A 21435-nucleotide genomic window follows, 5' to 3' on the forward strand; every position below is an offset into this window, starting at 1 on the left:
CAGTCCAAGCTTCCAGCCCGGACAGCCCGGGAACCATGAAAGGGATAACCGTGGGCAACATTGCAGCCGTGACCGACGCCGAGTTCGACGCCGAGGTCCTCAAGTCAGACAAGCCCGTCCTCGTGGACTTCTGGGCCGAGTGGTGCGGTCCCTGCCGCCAGGTCGCCCCGATCCTCGACGAGATCGCCGGTCAGCACGGCGACAAGATCGGCTTCTTCAAGCTCAACGTCGACGAGAACCCGGTCACCCCGGCGACCTACCGAGTCACCGGCATCCCGACGATCAACGTCTACCAGAACGGCGAGGTCGTGAAGTCCATCGTCGGCGCGAAGCCCAAGGCCGCGCTGCTGAAGGAACTCGACCAGTTCATCAACTGACCCACGGGTCAGGTCAACGGTCGTTGATCATCAGCTCACTCCGCCACGCGCCGGAGGCATCCCCCCAGGGGCGGCCTTCGGCGCTGGTCGTTTCGGGCGCACCACGCCCAGGAGGCGCTCCACCGCCTGCTCGACCTCGTCCTTCCAGGTGAGCACCGAGCGAAGCTCCATCCGGAGTCGCGGATTGGCCGGGTGTGCCCGCTGCGTCTTGAAGCCCACGCTGGTCAGGAAGGCTGAGGGCACGACGCAGTGGCCCACGGGCCGCTCCCTGGTCGAGCCGAACGCCTCGACGGCCCGCACCACGTCCCGCTTGATCAGGTCCTTGGCCAGGCCCTGAATCAGCAGCCGACCGATGCCGTGCCGACGCCAGGCCGGGTCGACGTACACCGTGGTCAGCACCAGCGCGTCGGGAGAGATCGGGGCCGTCGGGAACGACAGGACGCCCGGCACGTAGGCGGTCGGGGCGTAGATCAGGTAGCCCACCGCACAGTCGTCGACCATCGCGACCCGCCCGCACGACCCCCAGTCGCGGAGCACCTCGGAGACCCATGCCTCCTTCTGCAGGGCGGACTCGACCTCGTCGAGTCGTTCGCGGCGCACCGGATCGAGCTGCCAGAACAGACAGTGCTGACAGGGGTTGGGCAGCCCGGCAAGGTTGTCCAGCGTCAGGGGCACCGTCCTGCGCGACATCACCACCCGATTCCGGCCGCGTCGCCGCTCCAGGGCTCCCTGGTGGTGCGCAACCCACGTCTGTCCTTCATGCTAGGGGCAACACGACCCGCTGAGGAGCCCCCGTTGCGCGACATCACCTATCCGCCGATCATCACCACCGCGAAGGGTCTCTTCCGCGCGCTGGGGCTTCGCTTCACGTTGAGCGGCACCGAGCACGTCCCGCGCACGGGCGGCGTCCTGCTGGCCTGCAACCACATCGGGTACGCCGACTTCGTGTTCGGTGGTCTGGCCGCCAACCCGTCCAAGCGGCTGGTGCGCTTCATGGCCAAGCGCGAGATCTTCGACCACAAGATCGCCGGGCCGGTGATGCGCTCGATGCACCACATTCGCGTCGACCGCGGCGACGGCGTCCAGTCCTTCCACGACGCGGTCCAGTACCTCCGCGACGGCGAGGCGGTGGGCATCTTCCCCGAGGCAACGATCTCGCGTTCCTTCCAGATCAAGGAGATCAAGACCGGCGCCGTGCGCATCGCGGCCGAGGCCGGCGTTCCCGTGCTCCCGGTGATCATGTGGGGCACCCATCGCATCATCACCAAGGACCACCCCAAGGACTTCACGCGCGGCAAGACCATTGCGCTCGCGGTCGGTGAACCGCTCCACCCGACCGGGGAGGACCCGGTCGCCGAGACCGCGGAACTCAAGGCGGCCCTGGAGAAGCTGCTCGACGAGACGATCCGCGCCTACCCGGCCGACGAGCAACCGGAGGGCTCATGGTGGCTGCCCGCCGCGTACGGGGGATCCGCGCCGACTCCCGAGGAGGCCGAGGTGCTCGACGCGAACGAGAAGCGCGAGCGCGCCGCCCGCAGGGCCGCCAAGCGCGCCGAGAAGTCCTGACCCGCGAGTCGATGAGTCAGGAGCTCCGGGCGCGCAGGACCTCCTGGAACCAGCGGTAGGAGTCCTTGGGCGTGCGTGCCTGCGTCTCGTAGTCGACGTGCACCATCCCGAAGCGCTTCGAGTAGCCCTCGGCCCACTCGAAGTTGTCCATCAACGACCACGCGAAGTAGCCGCGCACGTCCACCCCGCCCGCGATCGCCTCGGCCACCGCCCCCACGTGCTGGGCGTGGTAGTCGATCCTGCCCTGGTCGTGCACGGCGCCGTCGGGCCCGACGTTGTCGTCGAAGGAACAGCCCGACTCGGTGACGTAGACCGGTGGCAACGCGTCGCCGTACCGTTCCTTGAACTGGGTGAGGATCCCGCGCAGGCCCTCGGGAGCAATCGCCCACCCGAAGCCGGTGGTGGGGTAGCCGGCGAGCTGCCGCATCTCGAACGGCAGTCCCTCGGGCAGCGCCGCCCCCTCGAGGGCGGGTGACTCGGCGTCTCCGCCGCCCGGCTCACCCACCACCACCGGCTGGTAGTAGTTGATGCCGTAGAAGTCCAACGGAGTGTTCATCACGGCCAGGTCCTCGGCCACCGGCCCGGGCATCAGCTCGGCGAACAGGGGGTCGGGGTACTCCCCTCTCAGCAGTGGGTCGGCGAAGAGCCAGTTCACCAGATCGTCGTACGACGCCGCAGCCTCGGTGTCGGCGGGCGAGTCACTGGCCGGCCAGGACGGCTGGTGGTTGGAGGCGATCCCGATGTTCGAGGCACCGACCGCACGCAGGGCCCGCGTCGCCAGACCGTGACCGAGCAGCAGGTGGTGGGCCACCGGCAGCGCCCCGAACCCGAGCGCCTTGCCGGGTGCGTGGGTGCCGACCGCGTGCCCGAACATCGTCGCGACCACCGGTTCGTTGAGCGGCATCCACATGTCCACCCGGTCGGCGAGGCGGTCGGCGACCACCGTGGCGTAGTCGGCAAAGCGCAGCGAGGTCTCCCGGTTCTCCCACCCACCCGCGTCCTGCAGGGCCTGGGGAAGGTCCCAGTGATACAGCGTCGCCGCGGGCTTGATCCCCGCTTCCAGCAACGCATCAACGAGCCGGTCGTAGAAGGCGAGCCCCTTCTCGTTCACCTCACCCGCGCCGGTCGGCATGATCCGGGGCCAGGCGATCGAGAACCGGTAGGCGTCGATGCCGAGGTCGGCCATCAGCCCGACGTCCTCGCGCCAACGGTGGTAGTGGTCGCAGGCCACGGCTCCGGTGTCGCCGTCCTTGATCCGGCCCGGCTCGGCGCAGAACGTGTCCCAGATGGACGGCCCGCGGCCGTCCTCGGCGACGGCGCCCTCGATCTGGTACGACGCGGTCGCCACACCGAATCGGAAGTCGGCGGGCAGGGTGGGCAGGTCAGGCATCGGAAGGCCTCTCGGGTGTGGGTGGGTCATCGGAGGGACGGTCGGTGCACGGAACGGATGCGGTGGACCAGGAGTCCACCGAGGAGAGCGAGCAGACTCGACACCCGGAACAGTGCCTGACAGCCGGACAGGTGACCAGCGGTGCGGCGAGGGCGGGTGCGATCACCTGCGGCAGCGCGCTGGCGATGTTGTGCACGCCCAGGTCCTTCCCGCGGGCCTCGGCGTGGTCACGGTCGAGCCCGGTCACCAGACCGAGGCCGTACTCCTTGTGGTCGGGGCCAAGGATTCGACACGGGTTGGGCAGCAGCACCTGGATCGGCCCCACACAGAGCGATCGCGACATCTGGTTTTGTCGACAAAACGATATGACGACAAAGCTATGTATCGTCATGTCGCTGTGGTGACATGTCGCCTGCGAGGTCGGTTGGCGGTGCCATCACAGCGGCCGCCGCTCCCCACCGGGTCAGATCGGGCGGTCCTGACGGTTGCGCGGGTCCATGATGTCGACGATGCGACGCAGGTCGTCCATCGAGGCGAACTCGACCGTGATCTTGCCCTTGCTGCGGCCCAGATCGACCTTGACCCGGGTCTCGAAACGGTCTGAGAGGCGCTCGGCAAGGTCGGCCAGCCCGGGAGCGGTCGGCTTGTTGCGTGCCGTGCGACTGCCCTTGCTGCCGTGGTCCCCGACCGCGACGATCTCCTCGAGGCCGCGCACACTGATCCCCTCGGAGACCACGCGCTGAGCCAGTCGGTCCTGGAGGTCTCCGTCGTCGACGGCGAGCAGCGACCGGGCATGCCCGGCGGAGAGCACACCCGCGGCCACCCGGCGTTGGACGGGCGCGGAGAGCTTGAGCAGGCGCAGCGTGTTGCTGATCTGCGGTCGCGAGCGTCCGATCCGCCCGGCGAGCTCGTCGTGGGTGCAGCCGAAGTCCTCCAGCATCTGCTGGTAGGCCGCGGCCTCTTCGAGTGGGTTGAGCTGCGAGCGGTGCAGGTTCTCCAGGAGGGCGTCGCGCAGCATGTCGTTGTCGCCGGTCTGGCGCACGATCGCCGGGATGAGCTCCTGGCCGGCTTCCTGGGAGGCCCGCCACCGACGCTCACCCATGATCAGCTCGTACGCCGGCTCACCGTCACTGCCGGTGGCCCGCTCGCCCTCGAGCCGTCGTACGACGATCGGCTGGAGCAGGCCGACTTCGCGGATCGAGTGGACCAGCTCGGCCATCGCCTCCTCCTCGAAGACCTGGCGTGGCTGGCGGGCGTTCGGGGTGATGCTCGTCAGTGGCAGCTCGGCGAAGTAGGCGCCGGCCACCTCGGCGGGTGTCGAGGAACTCCCCGCGTCGCCCGGAGCGTCGCCCTGGGCAGTCGAGGAGCCAGTCCCGGCGTCACCGACCGGCGTGTCGCCGGAGTATGCGGCCCCGGCGGAGTAGGAAGGAAGCGACGACGCGTCAATCAGCGAGCCGGCACGGTCCCGCGCGGCCGGCGACTCGGGCTCCGCGGGAGCCGTCGGGATCAACGCGCCGAGACCACGCCCGAGACCGCGGCGCTGTGTGTGCTTCTGGTTCATGCCTTCGCTCCCTTGCTCGCCATCTCGCGAGCGGCTTCGAGATAGCTGAGTGCCCCCGGTGAACCTGGATCGTAGGACATCACGGTCTGCCCGTAGGAAGGCGCCTCCGAGACCCGCACCGAGCGGGGGATCGAGGTCTTCAGCACCGTGTCTCCGAAGTGCTCGCGCACCTCGTCGGCCACTCCTGCGGCGAGACGGGTGCGGGCGTCGTACATCGTGATCAAGATGGTGGTGACATCGAGACGGTTGTTGAGGTGCTTCTTGACCATCTCGACCGTCTCGAGCAGCTGCCCCAGGCCTTCGAGCGCGTAGTACTCGGCCTGGATCGGGATCAGCATCTCCGCACCGGCCACCAGGGCGTTGAGCGTGAGCAGGCCCAAGGACGGTGGGCAGTCGATGAGGACGTAGTCGAAGCGATCGTCGCCGACCTCGGACTCGGTCCCGACCAGCGGGTGGGCAGCGATCGCCTTCTGCAGCCGACTCTCGCGCGCCACCACGGAGACCAGCTCGATCTCCGCGCCAGCCAGGTCGATCGTGGCCGGGACGACGTAGAGATTCTCCTGCTCCGGGCTCTGCTGGGCGACCTCCTCCAGCGACGAGCCCTCGACGAGCATGTCGTACGTCGAGGGGACTCCGCGGTGATGCTCGACCGAGAGTGCCGTGGACGCATTGCCCTGCGGGTCGAGGTCGATGACCAGCACCTTCTGACCGAGCTGCACCAGCGCTGCGGCCAGGTTCACCGTCGAGGTCGTCTTGCCGACGCCGCCCTTCTGGTTCGCCACGACCATCACGCGGGTGTGACCGGGTCGGCCCACCAGGGGGCGGCCGTACGCCGTCCGTCGGGCCAGGATCGAGTGCTCCGCGGCACGCGCCAGTGGCGTCGTCTCGTCCGGGAACGCGGGCTCCGTGTCGGCCAGTTCGGCGGCCGTCCGGACCACGAATCCGGGGCTGGAGGCCGATGTTTCACGTGAAACCACGGAATCCTCTTCCTGTGGAGAATGGACCTGAGTCTGTGGACAACCACGCTCAGGGGAGGGGTTGTCACCGGTGGATAACTCCGAAACGACCCGCTGCTCAGGCTCCTCGGCCTGATTCACGATCGGCCCGGGGAACGCCGATGGGAGTTCTTGCGGGCACTGTCGCTCGGAACGTCCCAACGTACCTTCGGAGGGCCGTCCCATGCCACTCTCACCGCATAGGTCTGTGGATCGACGATGCCCTCGCCCAGCACCACGGGCACGGGGGACGAGCAGCCGAACCCGGTCAGCACGGCGGAGGCATCATCGATCTCGGCCGTGAGTGAGGAACCCTTCATCGCGACCAGCTCACCTGAAGCGGCGACAAGTGGCATCGACCACTCGAGAAGGCGTCCCAAGGGAGCCACCGCACGCGAGGTCACCACGTCGAAGGTGCGGAGGCCGTGCACGGCGTCGGCTCGGCCCCGAATCACCTCGACATTGGTCAGCTCCAGCTCGGCGACCACCTCGTCCAGATAGGTCGTGCGTCGGAGCAGAGGCTCGACCAGAGTGAGGCTGAGATCTGGGCGGGCGATCGCCAGCACGATGCCGGGGAGACCGGCCCCGCTGCCGATGTCACAGACTGTGGACCCGGCCGGGATCGCCTCGCCGAGCACCGCACAGTTGAGCAGGTGCCGTTCCCACAGGCGGGGCGCCTCACGGGGTCCGATCAGTCCCCGCACCACGCCGGCATCGGCCAGCGAGGCGGCGTAGGCCTCGGCCAGGGGAAGACGATCAGCTGAGAACACCCTCCGCGCCGCCTCCGGAGTTTCGGGGGGCGCGGAGGGTGTTTCACGTGAAACCACGATCAGGCGACCATCACGAGGGGAGCACCACGACGAAGCGACGCGGCTCCGCACCTTCGGATTCCGACTGCAGGCCAGCGCCGGCCACCGCATCGTGCACGACCTTGCGCTCGAAGGGAGACATCGGCTCGAGCGAGACCGCTTCGCCGGACTCCTTGACCTGGGCGATGGTCTCCTCGGCCAGCTTGACCAGGCGGGTCTTCTGGTCGGCCCGATAGCCGCTGATGTCGAGCATCAGACGGGAGCGGTCCCCGGTCTCGCGGTAGACGGCCAGCCGGGTGAGTTCCTGGAGCGCCTCGAGCACCTCGCCGTTGGCGCCGACCAGCTGGTTCAGGTCAGCCCCGACGATCGAGACCGCCGCACGGTCGCCCTCGACGTCCATGTCCAGGTCGCCATCCAGATCGGCGATGTCGAGCAGTTCCTCGAGGTAGTCGGCGGCAATGTCGCCCTCCTGCTCGAGGCGCTGGATGCGGGAGGGACGCTCGGCGTCCTGGGTCACTTCATCAGTCACGGTGTGGAGCTCCTTGGTGCTATGGATAGGTCAGGGACGCTTCTTCGGCGGACTCTTCTTCTTGTTCGTCCGCTGGCTGCGAGGCTGCTTCTTCGGCTGCACGCGCGGCGCGGCCTTCGGCTCCTCTGCGGCCTCGGTGAGCGTGTCGGTGGACACCTCGGCGTCGGTCTTCAGGCCCTTGCGGGCGGCGCGCGCACTGTCTCGCTCCGCCTTGGCGGCGGCCGCGGGAGTGCCGGGCACGGGGTTGTTGCGGATCACGTAGAACTGCTGACCCATGGTCCACAGGTTCGAGACGGTCCAGTAGATGAGCACGCCGATCGGGAACGCGATGCCACCGACCGCGAAGACGACCGGCAGCACGTAGAGCATCATCTTCTGCTGCTGCGCGTAGGGGCCGCTCATCGCACTGGCCGGCATGTTCTTGGTCATCAGCTGGCGCTGGGTGGTGAAGGTGGTGACCAGCATGGCGAGCACGAAGAACAGGGCCAGGACCTGCAGGCCGTGGTCTCCGTCCGCCTTGAGGAAGGTGCCCGCGATCGGCACGTCGAACAGCTTGGAGGCACCGAACTGCTTGGCGGCGGTCTCGTCGAGAACGCCGTGCGCCTTGCCGTGCTTGGCGGCCTGGTCGAGCAGCCGGAACAGCGCCAGGAAGATCGGCATCTGCAGCAGGATCGGCAGGCAGGAGGCGAACGGGTTGGTGCCGGCCTCCTTGTAGAGCGCCATCGTCTCCTGAGCCAGCCGCTCACGGTCGTGGCCGTACTTCTTCTGCAGCTCCTTCACCTTGGGCTGCAGGAGCTGCATGTTGCGCGAAGACTTGATCTGCTTGACGAAGAGCGGGATCAGGGCCGCGCGGATCACCAAGGTGAGCCCGACGATCGACAACGCCCACGAGGCCCCGGATGCCGGGTCCAGGAAGGTGCTGAACAGCTTGTGGAAACCGACCAGTACGACGGAGATCACGTAGTACAGCGGGACCATGATGAAGTGGCCGATGTCGCCGAGGAAGGACACTCAGGCTCCTTGGAGAGGGGCGGGTGATGCAGGACGTTGGGTGGCGGCCTCCGGGGCCTGAGGCTCGGCGGACCGGGCCGGTGGCACGGGGTCGTAGCCGCCGGCAGCCCACGGGTGACAGCGTGACAGACGCCGCACAGCCAACCAGGAGCCACGGATGCTGCCGTGCACGGTCACGGCTTCCAGTGCGTACGCCGAACAGGAGGGGTGGTAGCGGCACACCTGACCGTAGAGCGGGCTGATCAACAGCCGATAGGCCTTGAGGAACCAGATCAGGGGGTACTTCACGCCTTCACCCGGCCCAGGGTGTGTGCCAGGTCGGCGGCCAGGTCGGCGTACGACGCCCCCGCGGAGGCCGGCAGTGCGCGCACCACGAGCACGCCAGAATCCGGGAGCAGCGATAGCCGTTCCCGGATCAGGTGTCGAAGTCGACGCTTCACGCGATTGCGGATGACCGCATTCCCGACTGCCTTGCTCACCACGAACCCGACTCGCACCGGCGCGTCGTGCGACGCAGCGGGATCCTCGGGCGTCCAGAGGTGGACGACCAGGGTCCGCGAACCGGCACGGCGGCCGTTGCGTGATGCGGAACGGAAGTCAGCGCCAGTGGTGAGACGGTGCTCCCGGGGCAGCACGGCCGCGCAGATTCAGCAGCGGGCTCAGACAGCGAGCTTGCTGCGGCCCTTGCGACGGCGGGTGGAAAGGATGGCGCGGCCGGCGCGGGTGCGCATGCGCAGACGGAACCCGTGCACCTTGTGACGGCGGCGGTTGTTCGGCTGGTAGGTACGCTTGCTCACGAGCTTTATCTCCCCTGGAGGATGGGTTCAGGACTGGTCGGTCCGCTGGTCTTTCACCACCGGCGCCCAACGCGACGGGCAGCAATTCGGCTGGCACCGCCCACCCACGCAAGGCCCTGTGTCCGTAGGAACGGTCAGGGCAGTCGTGGACATGCGGCACCGGTCGACACCGGGGTGACCAAGTCACGGTACGCGTTGGGCGAAGAGGGGGTCAAACTCACCCACCCCCAGCCTGTGGATGACGGGTTGATCCGGGAGCCCTTCGCTTGTTACGTTCGCCCCTACCCCGCCCCCGAAGTCCCCTTCTCCGGCGCCCCGCGCAACCCAGCGTGACCTCGGTCACAAAGTCGCTGAAAATGCCTCTGAGCAGGGAAAACGCATGAGCACCGAGGCCACGGGAGTGACCTTGAGCAGGGTTCTCCACAAGAGATACCCTGCGTTCACAGCCTGTGGACAAAGCTGTGGACAGAATTTTCCCGGCAACGACCGGGGTAGCGCGACGGCACGATGTGATGTAACACGCGGCTCCGGCCGCCCCGCGAGCGACGAAGTTGGGGAGAACCACTGGTGGACAACAGCGACGGAGCCACGGCCGAGGCACAGCCCACGCTGCACGAGGTCTGGCGCACACTGGTCGATGACCTCCAGCCCAACCAGCGGGCCTGGCTGAGATCGAGCGAGCCGGTCACCCTGCACGAGCAGACGGCGATCATCGCGGTGCCCAACGAGTTCACTCGCGGCCAGCTCGAGGGGCGGCTTCGCACGCGGCTCGAGGACTCACTCACCGACGCCCTGGGCCACCGGGTCCGGATCGCGGTCACCGTCGACCCCCAGTTGGACGACGCCAGCTTCGACGAGCCGGCGCCGTCGGAGGTCGACCACCGGGAACCCGTCGACCGGGCCCCCGACCCCCAGCACCTGCCCGACACCATGGAGGCAAGTCGACTTGTCGACATGTCGACAAGTCAGCAGCTGGGTAGCGTGTTGGAGACCCGGCTCAACCCCAAGTACACCTTCGAGACCTTCGTCATCGGATCGTCCAACCGGTTCCCCCACGCTGCCGCCGTTGCCGTCGCCGAGGCACCCGGCAAGGCCTACAACCCGCTCCTGGTCTACGGCGACTCCGGGCTCGGCAAGACCCACCTGCTGCACGCGATCGGCCATTACGTGCGCTCGCTCTACCGCGGAGCGAAGGTCCGCTACGTCTCGTCGGAGGAGTTCACCAACGAGTTCATCAACGCGATCAAGGACAAGCGGCCCGAGACCTTCCAGCGCCGCTACCGCGAGGTCGACGTCCTGCTCATCGACGACATTCAGTTCCTCGAGGGCAAGACGCAGACGCAGGAGGAGTTCTTCCACACCTTCAACGCGCTGCACAACGCCAACAAGCAGATCGTGCTGACCTCCGACCGGGCCCCGAAACGACTCGAGGCGCTCGAGGACCGGTTGCGCAGCCGGTTCGAGTGGGGCCTGATCACCGATGTCCAGCCGCCCGACCTCGAGACCCGCATCGCGATCCTGCGCAAGAAGGCTGCCATCGAGCGGATGACCGCGCCGCCCGAGGTGCTCGAGTTCATCGCCAGCAAGATCCAGACCAACATCCGCGAGCTCGAGGGCGCGCTGATCCGCGTCACCGCCTTCGCCAGCCTGAACCGCCAGGAGGTCGACCTGACCCTGGCCGAGATCGTGCTCAAGGACCTGATCCCAGAAGGCGGCGAGCCCGAGATCACCGCGGCGTCGATCATCGCCCAGACCGCGGCGTACTTCGGGGTCTCCATCGAGGACCTCACCGGCCCCAGCCGCAGCCGCCACCTGGTCACCGGCCGTCAGATCGCGATGTACCTGTGCCGCGAGCTGACCGACCTGTCCCTGCCCAAGATCGGCGCCCAGTTCGGCAACCGCGACCACACCACCGTGATGTACGCCGACCGCAAGATGAAGACGCTGCTCGCCGAACGGCGCTCGGTCTTCAACCAGGTGAGCGAGCTGACCAACCGCATCAAGATGCAGGCGCGTCAGAGCTGAGTCGCAGCACCCAGGAGCCCCCAGGCTGTGGAGAAACCCCGTCGGAACCCCCGAATCACACGTGAGTGACTTGTGGAACCGCACGTGGACTTGTCATTCACACCGTCGTGATTCCACACCGGCCGGCCGTCCGTCCCGATTTCCCTCACAGGGCATGTGCACTCGAAAACAGCCGCTGACCTGCGACGACACGACTTGTCCACAATTTCCACCGAACCTACGACAACGATGAGACCTCTATGGACTCCCGATGCCCGTCAACCTCTTGCGAGCGGCTTGCCTGGGGAGAACCACACCGGCCGATGCCATGACCACCGGCGTCATGGCAGGATGCACAGTCCAGACTTGTCATGACATCCCCCGGAGGCAGAAGAACCGTGAAGTTCCGCGTCGAGCGTGATGCTCTCGCCGATGCCGTGGCCTGGGCTGCCCGCAGCCTCCCGGTCCGGCCCAGCGTCCCCGTCCTGGCTGGTCTGCTCATCGAAGCCGGCCACGAGGGCCTGGTCCTCTCCACCTTCGATTACGAGACGTCGGCCAGGGCCACCCTGCAGGCCGACGTCGCCGACGAAGGCACCGCCCTGGTCAGCGGCCGACTGCTCGCCGACATCTGCCGGAGCCTGCCCAACAAGCCGGTCGAGATGACCATCGAGGGCGCCCGGGTCTCGCTGACCTGCGGCTCCGCGCGATTCAGCCTCCAGACGATGCCGGTCGAGGACTACCCCTCGTTGCCCGACATGCCCTCCGCGACCGGCACCGTGCAGAGCGACGTCTTCGCCCACGCGGTGGCCCAGGCCGTCACCGCCGCCGGCCGCGACGACATGCTCCCGGTGCTGACCGGTGTGCGCATCGAGATCGAAGGCTCGGGCATCTCCCTGCTGGCCACCGACCGTTTCCGGCTCTCGCACCGCGAGCTCGGCTGGTCGCCGCGCACGCCCGACGAGAGCGTCGCCGCGCTGATCCCGGCCAAGGTCCTGGCCGACACCGCCAAGTCGCTCACCTCCGGCAGCGAGGTCACCATCGCCCTGGCCGCCAGCGGATCCGGCGACGGCATCATCGGCTTCGAGGGTGCGGCCCCCGGCGGCGTGCGTCGTACGACGACTCGACTGCTCGACGGTGAGTTCCCGAAGGTCCGCAGCCTGTTCCCCAACGAGCACCTCACGGTGGCGAAGGTCGACAAGGCGGCGTTGGTCGAGTCGGTCAAGCGCGTGGCCCTGGTTGCCGAGCGCAACACTGCCGTCCAGCTCGCCTTCAGCGACGGCGTGCTGACCCTCGACGCCGGTTCCGGCGACGAGGCCCAGGCCAGTGAGTCGATCGAGGCGACCATCGACGGCGACGACATCACCACCGGGTTCAACCCGCAGTTCCTGCTCGACGGCCTGACCGCCATCGAGGAGCCGGTCGTCGAGCTCGCCTTCACCCAGGCCTCCAAGCCCGTGGTGATGAGCGGCACCCCCGGCGACGGTGTGGACGGCAAGGACAGCGGCTTCCGCTACCTCCTCATGCCGCGCCGCCTGCTGTCCTGACGGTCCTTGACCAGCGGGCCGGTTGACCGGCACGGTGCTTGACTGAGCAGCAGGAACTCCCACCACGACTGAGGAGAAGGCATGGACATCGGACTCATCGGCCTCGGCAAGATGGGCGGCAACATGCGCGAGCGGTTGCGTCGCGCCGGCCACACGGTGGTGGGCTTCGACCGCAACCCCGACGTGAGTGACGTTGCCTCGCTCGAGGAGCTCGTCGAGAAGCTGCCCACTCCCAAGGTGGTCTGGGTGATGGTGCCCGCCGGCGATCCCACCCGCGAGACGGTGACCGCACTGGGCGAGCTGCTCGGCGAGGGTGACGTCGTCGTTGACGGCGGCAACTCCCGGTGGACCGATGACCTGGCGCACGCCGAGCTGCTGGCCGAGAAGAAGATCGGGTACGTCGACTGTGGCGTCTCGGGCGGGGTCTGGGGCCTCGAGAACGGCTATGCCCTGATGTACGGCGGCGCGGCCGCCGACGTCGAGAAGGTGCAGCCGGCCTTCGACGCGCTCAAGCCGGAGGGCGAGTTCGGCTCGGTCCACGCCGGCAAGGTCGGCGCCGGCCACTTCTCCAAGATGGTCCACAACGGCATCGAGTACGCCATCATGCAGGCCTACGCCGAGGGCTGGGAGCTGCTCGAGAAGGTCGAGTCGGTCGACAACGTGACCGAGGTCTTGCGCTCCTGGCGCGAGGGCACCGTGATCCGCTCGTGGTTGCTCGACCTGCTGGTCGCCGCGCTCGACGACGCCCCCAACCTCGAGGGAATCGCGGGCTACGCCGAGGACTCCGGCGAGGGCCGCTGGACCGTCGAGGCCGGTATCGAGAACGCCGTGGCGACCCCGGCGATCACCGCTGCGCTCTACGCCCGGTTCGTCTCCCGTCAGGACGACTCCCCCGCGATGAAGGCGGTGGCCGCGATGCGCAACCAGTTCGGCGGTCACGCCATGAAGACCGAACCGCCCAAGGGCGGGGACGCCGCGAAGGCCTAGACGTCCGTGCACGTTGCGCACCTGACTCTGCACAACTTCCGGTCGTACGCCGATGTCGACGTACCCCTCGAGCCCGGGGTCTGTGCATTCATCGGCCGCAACGGCCAGGGCAAGACCAACCTGGTGGAGGCGATCGACTACCTCTCGCGGCTCTCGTCGCACCGGGTCGCCAGCGAGGCGCCGATGATCCGCGCCGGCGCGGAGCGGGCGATCGTGCGGGCGGCGGTGGTCCGTGACGGGCGCACCGCCGTGCTCGAGGTGGAGCTCAACCCGGGCAAGGCGAACCGGGCGCGGGTCAACCGCTCGCCGCTCCCCCGTGCGCGCGAGATCGTGGGCCTGGTGCGCACGGTGGTCTTCTCACCCGAGGACCTCACCCTGGTCAAGGGTGATCCGTCGGACCGGCGACGCTTCCTCGACGACCTGCTGATCCTCCGGACGCCCCGGCTGGCCGGCATGCGCGCCGACTACGACCGGGTGCTCAAACAGCGCAACTCCCTGCTCAAGACCGCCGGCAACGCCCGCCGCGGATCGAGCTCCCAGGAAGGTGCCCTGGCCACCCTCGTCGTGTGGGACGAGCACCTGGCCCGGCTCGGCGCCGAGCTGCTGCTCGAGCGGATGCGTCTGGTCGACGCCCTGCGCCCCTACGTCGGCAAGGCCTACGAGACGGTGGCCCGAGGCGCCTCGCGCGACGACGCCGACATCACCTACCGCCCGTCTCTCGACCTGGACGGGGTGCTGGTCGAGCAGTCGAGTCTCGAGGGAGCGTTGCTGGCCGGCATCGAGGCACGGCGCAAGGACGAGCTCGATCGCGGCATCTCCCTGGTCGGCCCGCACCGCGACGAGCTCGGGCTCACTCTCGGCAGCTCGGAGGCCCGCCTCCCGGTGAAGGGCTACGCCTCCCACGGGGAGTCCTGGTCCTTCGCCCTCGCGCTCAAGCTGGCGTCGTACGACCTGTTGCGCAGTGACGGCGACGACCCGATCCTGATCCTCGACGACGTCTTCGCCGAGCTCGACGTCCAACGCCGACGCCAGCTCGCCGAGCTGGTTGCCGGCGCCGAGCAGGTGCTGGTCACGGCCGCGGTTCCCGAGGACGTGCCCGACGCCCTGGCCGGGGCGCGGTACGTCGTTGCCGACGGCACGGTCACACGTCAGGGGGACGCTGGCGAGGCCGTTGGCACAGACGTTGTCGCGCCGGAGAGTGCCGGGCCGCACACGACCGAGGACTCCGTCGGCACCGCCCTGGAAGACGGCGCCGGCGTGGAGGACAGTGTTTCCCGTGAAACCTGAACCGGAGGGTGGGCCGCTCGGCACCGAGCCGTCTGTGGTGGTCGAGCCTGTCGAGACCACGGCTTCCTCGGCGGTCGAGTCGGTGGACTCGGTGGAGTCCGGCGGGACACCCGACTCGACCTTCTGGGTCAGCGAGGACCACGACGACACGGGGTTGGAGCTGGCCCGGTCGATCGCGAAGTCGGTCGCCGGATCGGCGCTCTCCCCGGCCCGCAAGAAGCGTCGCCGCCGCGACCTGCCGGAGGGGATGCCGCGCGGTCGCCGACCCAAGACCTCGGGTGCCTTCCCCGACGAGCGTGACCCGCAGACGCTCGACACCACCCTGGGACGACTGGTCTCCGACCACGGCTGGGCCCTCGACCTCAAGGTGCACGGTGTGTTCGGCCGGTGGCCCAGCATCGTCGGTGACGAGGTCGCCCAGCACTGCTCCCCCACGTCGTACGTCGACGGCCGGCTCACCGTCCGCGCCGACTCGACCGCCTGGGCCACCCAGCTGCGCCTGCTCGCGCCGACCCTGGTGCGTCGCCTCAACGAGGAGCTGGGCCATGGCTCGGTGACGCTGATCGAGGTCGAGGGGCCCAACCTGCCCTCCTGGAAGAAGGGTCGACTCGGTGTCCGAGACGGCCGGGGTCCCCGCGACACCTACGGCTGATTCCCTCCGCCCTCCCCCGTGCAACGCGGGTCACCCGTCGCTGCACACGCGCCATACGACCGCGCATCCGACCACAACACCGCACACGTCGAAGCGCGTACGTCGAGCGCCGCCGCCGGCGACGAAATGCCGATCTGCGGGGGCGTCGTGCGTATGGGGACCCAGCCGACCCCCTGCCAACGCGTCCGCGCCGCCCTGCAGAGCCGGGAAATGGGCACTTTCATCCACAGATCCCCCGATTCCAGGGGTCACACCGTGGATTCCCGGCTTCTGGCGGGTAATATGACAGGTGGGTCGCACGCTCCAGAAGCAGCGACCTTCTGCATGTCGAGGACGAACAGAAGAGGTACGCGTGCCGGACAACGACGAGGTCGTCGAGACCACTGAGGCAACCATTCCCCCGGAGTCGGAGGCCCGCACAGTTTCCCACGACGCAGTCAACACGGCACCCGCCGAGGGCACGACGTACGACGCCTCGGCGATCACCGTGCTCGAGGGCCTCGAGGCGGTGCGCAAGCGCCCGGGCATGTACATCGGGTCGACCGGCGAACGCGGCCTGCACCACCTGATCTGGGAGATCGTGGACAACGCGGTCGACGAGTCCCTGGCCGGCTACTGCACGCGCATCGTGCTCACGCTGCAGGCCGACGGCGGCGTCCGTGTCGAGGACGACGGTCGCGGCATCCCCACCGACACCGCACCCGGCCAGGAGCTGCCGGCCGCCACGATGGCGCTGACCATGCTCCACGCGGGCGGCAAGTTCGGTGGCGGCGGCTACAAGGTGTCCGGTGGCCTGCACGGCGTCGGCGTCTCGGTGGTCAACGCGCTCTCGAGCCGCCTCGTGCTCCACGTCAAGAACCGCGGCAGCCTGTGGGAGCAGAGCTTCCAGCTCGGTGTCCCCGACGCCGACCTGTTCGAGGTGCGCAAGCTCGAGGCCGACGAGGGCACCGGTACGACGGTCACGTACTACGCCTCGGAGGACATCTTCGAGACCACGACGTACTCCCTCGAGACGATCACCCACCGCATCCGTGAGATGGCCTTCCTCAACAAGGGCCTCGAGATCGTGATCCGCGACGAGCGCCCCTCGGCCGACGACGTCGCCGACGCGGTCGCCGACGACACGATCAGCAACGACATCGACCAGGCCGGCGCCGACGCGATCAAGCGGCACGAGGGCGGGGGCATCGAGCAGGTCTTCAAGTACGACCGCGGTCTCGTCGACTACGTCGAACACCTCAACCGTCGCAAGGACAAGGCGAACCCGACGATCATCGCGTTCGAGGCCGAGAGCCCGGAGAACGCGACGAACCACATGTCGCTCGAGATGGCGATGCAGTGGAACACCTCCTACACCGAGTCGGTGCACACCTTCGCCAACGCGATCAACACGCATGAGGGCGGCACCCACGAAGAGGGCTTCCGCTCCGCGCTGACCAGCCTGGTCAACCACTGGGGTGAGGAGTGGGGCCTGATCAAGAAGCGTGAGGACCGGGTTTCGGGCGACGACATCCGCGAGGGCCTGACCGCGATCATCTCGATCAAGATGGGCGAGCCGCAGTTCGAGGGCCAGACCAAGACCAAGCTGGGCAACACCGAGGCCAAGGGCTTCGTGCAGCGCACGGTCAACGAAGAGCTCGGTGCCTGGTTCGAGGAGAACCCCGCCGAGGGTCGCGACATCGTCCGCAAGTCGCAGGCGGCGGCGTCCGCCCGCATCGCGGCCCGCAAGGCGCGTGACCTGGCCCGCGGTCGCAAGGGTCTGCTCGGGGGCGGCGGCCTCCCCGGCAAGCTGGCCGACTGCCAGTCGACCAACCCCGCCGAGTGCGAGGTCTTCATCGTCGAGGGTGACTCGGCCGGCGGCTCCGCCAAGCAGGGCCGCGACCCGCGGATCCAGGCGATCCTGCCGATTCGCGGAAAGATCCTGAACGTCGAGAAGGCCCGCATCGACAAGGTCTTGGCCAACCAGGAGGTCCAGGCGATCATCTCGGCGCTCGGAACGGGCATCCTCCAGGAAGAGTTCAACCTGGACAAGCTGCGCTACCACAAGGTCGTCCTGATGGCTGATGCCGACGTCGACGGCCACCACATCAACACCCTGTTGCTGACGCTGCTGTTCCGCTTCATGAAGCCGCTGATCGAGCACGGTTACGTCTACATGGCCCAGCCGCCGCTCTACCGCCTGCGGTGGAACAAGCCGGCCGAGCACGAGTTCGTCTACTCCGACTCCGAGCGTGACGCGTTGATGAAGGACGGTCTGGCGGCCGGCAAGAAGCTGCCCAAGGAGAACCCGGTCCAGCGCTACAAGGGTCTCGGTGAGATGAACGCCGACGAGCTGTGGGAGACCACGATGAACCCCGACCAGCGGCTGATGCTGCAGGTCACGCTCGACGACGCCGCGCAGGCCGACGAGATCTTCTCGATCCTGATGGGCGAGGACGTCGAACAACGTCGCTCGTTCATCCAGCGCAATGCCAAGGACGTCCGATTCCTCGATATCTAGATCTCTAACACAGTTCCTAGATTCGGGTAGAAGCGACGAGAGAGACAAGAGACAGTCATGACCGAGACACCCACGGGCACCCACGGCGGCGGCAACGACGGCGGACGGATCCAGCCGATCGAGCTGCAGACCTCCATGCAGCGCTCCTACATCGACTACGCCATGGCGGTCATCGTCGGGCGCGCCCTGCCCGACGTACGCGACGGCCTGAAACCGGTGCACCGCCGCGTGCTCTATGCGATGTACGACGGCGGCTACCGTCCGGACCGGGGGTTCTCCAAGTGCTCGCGCGTCGTCGGTGACGTGATGGGTCAGTACCACCCCCACGGGGACACCGCGATCTACGACACCCTGGTGCGCCTCGCGCAGCCGTGGGTGATGCGGGCGCCGCTGATCCTGGGCCAGGGCAACTTCGGTTCGCCGGGCAACGACCCCGCGGCCGCCATGCGGTACACCGAGTGCAAGATGGCGCCGTTGGCCATGGAGATGGTCCGCGACATCGACGAGGAGACCGTCGACTTCCAGCCCAACTACGACGGCCGCTCCTCCGAACCGACCATCCTGCCCAGCCGGTTCCCGAACCTCCTGGTCAACGGTTCGGCCGGCATCGCGGTCGGCATGGCGACCAGCATCCCGCCGCACAACCTGGTCGAGGTGGCCGAGGGCGCGACGTGGGCCCTCGAGCACCCCGACGCCACGCGCGAGGAGCTCCTCGAGGCGTTGCTCGCGCGGATCAAGGGCCCCGACTTCCCCAACGGCGCCCTGATCGTCGGGCGCCAGGGCATCGAGCAGGCCTACCGCACCGGTCGCGGCTCGGTCACCCAGCGCGCGGTCATCGAGATCGACGAGGACGCCAAGGGCCGCACCTGCCTGGTGATCAAAGAGCTGCCCTACATGGTCAACCCGGACAACCTGGCGCTCAAGATCGCCGAGCTGGCCGACTCCGGCAAGGTGCAGGGCATCTCCGACGTACGCGATGACACCTCCTCGCGCACGGGTCAGAGCCTGGTCGTCGTACTCCGTCGCGACGCGGTGGCCCGCGTCGTCCTCAACAACCTGCTCAAGCACACCGAGCTGCAGACCAACTTCAGCGCCAACATGCTGGCCCTGGTCGACGGCGTGCCGCGCACGCTGAGCATCGACCAGTTCATCAGCAACTGGGTCACCCACCAGGTCGAGGTCATCCAGCGGCGGACCAGGTACCGCCTGCGCAAGGCCGAAGAGGCCGCCCACATCTACCGTGGTCTCGGCAAGGCGCTCGACGCCCTCGACGAGGTCATCGCGTTGATCCGCCGCTCCCCCGACGTCGACGAAGCCCGCGCCGGGCTGATCGCTCTGCTCGAGATCGACGAGATCCAGGCGCAGGCCATCCTCGACATGCAGCTGCGTCGTCTGGCCGCCCTCGAGCGCCAGAAGATCCTCGACCGGTTGGCCGAGCTCGAGCGCGAGATCGCCGACCTCGAGGACATCCTCGCCGACGAGGCCCGGCAGCGGCGGATCATCTCCGAGGAGCTCGCCGAGATCGTCGAGAAGTACGGCACCGCCCGTCGCTCGCAGATCATCGCCGCCGACGGCGACCTGTCGATGGAAGACCTCATCCCCGATGAGGAGCTGGTCGTCTCGATCACCCGCGGCGGCTACGCGAAGCGCACCCTGCGTCACCAGTACCGCACCCAGAAGCGCGGCGGCAAGGGCGTGCGGGGTGCGACCCTGCGCGGCGACGACGTGGTCGACCACTTCATTTCCACGACCAACCACCACTGGCTGCTGTTCTTCACCACCGCCGGGCGGGTCTACCGCACCAAGGCCTACAACCTGCCCGAGGCATCGCGTGACGCCAAGGGCGGTCACGTGGCGGGGCTGCTCAGCTTCCAGCCCGACGAGTCGATCGCCCAGGTGTTGGCGATCCGCGACTACGAGCAGGCGCCGTACCTCGTGCTGGCCACCCGCAACGGGCTGGTCAAGAAGACCCGCCTGGGTGACTACAACAGCCCGCGGCAGGCAGGCGTCATCGCGATCAACTTCCGCGAGGACGACGACGAGCTGATCGGTGCCGAGCTGGTCAACAGTGAGGACCACATCCTGCTGGTCTCTCGCAAGGGCCAGGCCATCCGCTTCCCGGCCGACGACTCGCAGTTGCGGCCGATGGGGCGTGCCACCTCCGGCGTCTCGGGGATGAAGTTCCGCGACGGCGACTCCGTGCTGTCGATGTCGGTGATCCGCGCGGCGCAGGTCGAGGCCGAGTCCGAGGCCGGACTCGACGCCGACGGTGCCGCCGGTGCCGAAGCGGTGGAGGCCGCCGAGGCCGAAGCCGCTGCACCGGGTGCTTACTTCGGCGTCCATCCGCAGTACGTCTTCACCATCACCGCCGCCGGGTTCGCCAAGCGCACCCGCATCACCGAGTACCGCCTGCAGTCCCGTGGCGGCATCGGGATCAAGGCGATGTCGCTGGCCAACGAGGACCGCGGCGGCCTGGTCGGCGCGTTCATCGTGGAAGAGGGCGACGAGGTCCTGTCGATCACCAACTCCGGCCAGGTCGTCCGCAGCCCGATCAACGAGAACTTCCGGTCGACCGGGCGCTCGACCATGGGGGTCAAGTTCGTCACTCCAAAGAAGGGCGACTCGGTGGCCGTGGTGGCCCGTTCGGTCGAGGCCCAGGAGGACGAGGAGCTCGCCGACGAGTCGGATTCTGAGGCTCAGGGTGCAACAATCGAGGCCGACGTTCCTGTGGAAACCTCCACGGACACCGACCCCGCCGAGGCAGAACCCGCCTCCGAGGAGAGTGATGACTGATGGCCGAGAGCCAGAAGCCCGCGACGTTGGGCGCCCGGATCAGCACCGCCATCTCCTCCGCAGCCGACGAGATGAGGGCCAGCGCGAACCCCGAGTCGTCGAAGGCCGCCGACGCGGCGGCCAAGACGTCGGGCGGACGCCGTCCGCGTAGGGCGCGTCTGCGCCTGACCCGGATTGACCCCTGGTCGGTGATGAAGACGGCGTTCCTGCTCTCGGTGGCCTTCGGCATCGTCACCGTGGTCGCGGTGACCATCGTGTGGGGCGTGCTCGGCATGGCCGGCATCTGGGACTCGGTCAACCAGATGGTCGAGACCGTCATCGGTGAGGACAGCTCCACGTTCGACGTGCAGGACTACCTCGGCATGTCGCGGGTCCTCGGCTTCACGATGCTCGTTGCGGTCATCGACGTCGTACTCCTCACCGCCATGGCGACCCTCGGTGCGTTCCTCTACAACATGGCCGCGGCGCTGCTCGGCGGCATCGAGCTCACTCTGGCCGAGGACGAGCGCTGACCCCTTGATTCCGTTGGTCGAGTCGGACGGCGCTTTTGTTCGGTGGTCGAGTAGGTCGCGCAGCGACCGTATCGAGACCGGGACCGCCCCGTTTTGTACCCCGCCCAGCGGGTGGGGTAAT

21 protein-coding genes are annotated in these 21435 nt (G+C 68.1%); 10 read left to right on the top strand and 11 right to left on the bottom strand.

Going from position 1 to position 21435, the window contains the following annotated elements; all coding sequences use genetic code 11:
* Positions 1-50: 50 nt before the first annotated feature.
* Entirely contained in the window at positions 51-377 is a 327-nt protein-coding gene (trxA, locus tag NJ4_RS05255) for a thioredoxin (protein WP_056684178.1), read from the top strand.
* A gap of 30 nt (positions 378-407) precedes the next feature.
* Here the strand turns inward: trxA and NJ4_RS05260 are convergent, their stop codons facing one another.
* A complete protein-coding gene (locus NJ4_RS05260) occupies positions 408-1067 on the bottom strand; it encodes a GNAT family N-acetyltransferase (RefSeq protein WP_067431281.1) in 660 nt (219 codons plus the stop codon).
* A gap of 105 nt (positions 1068-1172) precedes the next feature.
* Between NJ4_RS05260 and NJ4_RS05265 the strand changes: the two genes are divergently transcribed.
* Positions 1173-1943, top strand: a complete 771-nt coding sequence (locus NJ4_RS05265; protein WP_067431285.1) for a lysophospholipid acyltransferase family protein — start codon at positions 1173-1175, stop codon at positions 1941-1943.
* Positions 1944-1959: 16 nt separating this feature from the next.
* Here NJ4_RS05265 and NJ4_RS05270 read toward each other — a convergent pair whose 3' ends face one another.
* From NJ4_RS05270 to rpmH, 10 genes are all read right to left on the bottom strand, one after another.
* On the bottom strand, positions 1960-3333 hold the full coding sequence (locus tag NJ4_RS05270) for a GH1 family beta-glucosidase (RefSeq protein WP_067431288.1): 1374 nt from the start codon (positions 3331-3333) through the stop codon (positions 1960-1962).
* Positions 3326-3676: a hypothetical protein gene (locus NJ4_RS05275; protein ID WP_067431291.1), complete on the bottom strand. Its 351-nt coding sequence runs from the start codon at positions 3674-3676 to the stop codon at positions 3326-3328. The genes NJ4_RS05270 and NJ4_RS05275 overlap by 8 nt, the downstream gene beginning before the upstream one ends.
* Before the next feature lie 120 nt (positions 3677-3796).
* The gene (locus tag NJ4_RS05280; RefSeq protein ID WP_067431294.1) at positions 3797-4894 is read right to left on the bottom strand and encodes a ParB/RepB/Spo0J family partition protein; all 1098 of its coding nucleotides are present in this window, start codon (positions 4892-4894) and stop codon (positions 3797-3799) included.
* Positions 4891-5871: a ParA family protein gene (locus NJ4_RS05285; protein ID WP_281178256.1), complete on the bottom strand. Its 981-nt coding sequence runs from the start codon at positions 5869-5871 to the stop codon at positions 4891-4893. Before NJ4_RS05285 ends, NJ4_RS05280 begins: the two co-directional genes overlap by 4 nt.
* A gap of 116 nt (positions 5872-5987) precedes the next feature.
* A complete protein-coding gene (gene rsmG, locus NJ4_RS05290) occupies positions 5988-6659 on the bottom strand; it encodes a 16S rRNA (guanine(527)-N(7))-methyltransferase RsmG (RefSeq protein WP_067431302.1) in 672 nt (223 codons plus the stop codon).
* A 70-nt stretch (positions 6660-6729) separates the two neighbouring features.
* Entirely contained in the window at positions 6730-7227 is a 498-nt protein-coding gene (locus NJ4_RS05295; RefSeq protein ID WP_067431305.1) for a Jag family protein, read from the bottom strand.
* Between the two features lie 30 nt (positions 7228-7257).
* Entirely contained in the window at positions 7258-8205 is a 948-nt protein-coding gene (gene yidC, locus NJ4_RS05300) for a membrane protein insertase YidC (protein WP_067431362.1), read from the bottom strand.
* Between the two features lie 33 nt (positions 8206-8238).
* Entirely contained in the window at positions 8239-8526 is a 288-nt protein-coding gene (gene yidD, locus NJ4_RS05305; protein WP_067431308.1) for a membrane protein insertion efficiency factor YidD, read from the bottom strand.
* Positions 8523-8873 (bottom strand): ribonuclease P protein component, encoded by a 351-nt coding sequence (rnpA, locus tag NJ4_RS05310; RefSeq protein ID WP_067431311.1) that lies wholly within the window; start codon positions 8871-8873, stop codon positions 8523-8525. The genes yidD and rnpA overlap by 4 nt, the downstream gene beginning before the upstream one ends.
* Positions 8874-8897: 24 nt before the next feature.
* Positions 8898-9035, bottom strand: coding sequence for a 50S ribosomal protein L34 (rpmH, locus tag NJ4_RS05315; protein ID WP_056684200.1), 138 nt, complete (start codon positions 9033-9035; stop codon positions 8898-8900).
* A gap of 567 nt (positions 9036-9602) precedes the next feature.
* Here rpmH and dnaA point away from each other — a divergent pair.
* The 8 genes from dnaA to NJ4_RS05355 all read left to right on the top strand — a co-directional run bounded on the left by dnaA (position 9603) and on the right by NJ4_RS05355 (position 21314).
* The gene (gene dnaA, locus NJ4_RS05320; protein WP_067431314.1) at positions 9603-11060 is read left to right on the top strand and encodes a chromosomal replication initiator protein DnaA; all 1458 of its coding nucleotides are present in this window, start codon (positions 9603-9605) and stop codon (positions 11058-11060) included.
* Between the two features lie 377 nt (positions 11061-11437).
* Entirely contained in the window at positions 11438-12583 is a 1146-nt protein-coding gene (gene dnaN, locus NJ4_RS05325; protein WP_067431317.1) for a DNA polymerase III subunit beta, read from the top strand.
* 81 nt (positions 12584-12664) lie between these two features.
* Positions 12665-13570: a phosphogluconate dehydrogenase (NAD(+)-dependent, decarboxylating) gene (gene gnd, locus NJ4_RS05330; RefSeq protein WP_067431321.1), complete on the top strand. Its 906-nt coding sequence runs from the start codon at positions 12665-12667 to the stop codon at positions 13568-13570.
* Between the two features lie 6 nt (positions 13571-13576).
* Complete coding sequence (recF, locus tag NJ4_RS05335; RefSeq protein ID WP_082748196.1) at positions 13577-14857, top strand: DNA replication/repair protein RecF; 1281 nt, start codon at positions 13577-13579, stop codon at positions 14855-14857.
* The gene (locus NJ4_RS05340) at positions 14847-15509 is read left to right on the top strand and encodes a DUF721 domain-containing protein (protein WP_322787603.1); all 663 of its coding nucleotides are present in this window, start codon (positions 14847-14849) and stop codon (positions 15507-15509) included. Before recF ends, NJ4_RS05340 begins: the two co-directional genes overlap by 11 nt.
* Before the next feature lie 352 nt (positions 15510-15861).
* A complete protein-coding gene (gyrB, locus tag NJ4_RS05345; protein ID WP_281178257.1) occupies positions 15862-18009 on the top strand; it encodes a DNA topoisomerase (ATP-hydrolyzing) subunit B in 2148 nt (715 codons plus the stop codon).
* 57 nt (positions 18010-18066) lie between these two features.
* Positions 18067-20802, top strand: a complete 2736-nt coding sequence (gene gyrA / locus NJ4_RS05350) for a DNA gyrase subunit A (protein ID WP_067431324.1) — start codon at positions 18067-18069, stop codon at positions 20800-20802.
* The gene (locus NJ4_RS05355) at positions 20802-21314 is read left to right on the top strand and encodes a DUF3566 domain-containing protein (protein WP_067431327.1); all 513 of its coding nucleotides are present in this window, start codon (positions 20802-20804) and stop codon (positions 21312-21314) included. Before gyrA ends, NJ4_RS05355 begins: the two co-directional genes overlap by 1 nt.
* Positions 21315-21435 lie beyond the last annotated feature (121 nt).

Origin of the sequence: Nocardioides jensenii JCM 1364 = NBRC 14755 (assembly GCF_001552535.1) — a bacterium.
Lineage (GTDB): Bacteria > Actinomycetota > Actinomycetes > Propionibacteriales > Nocardioidaceae > Nocardioides > Nocardioides jensenii.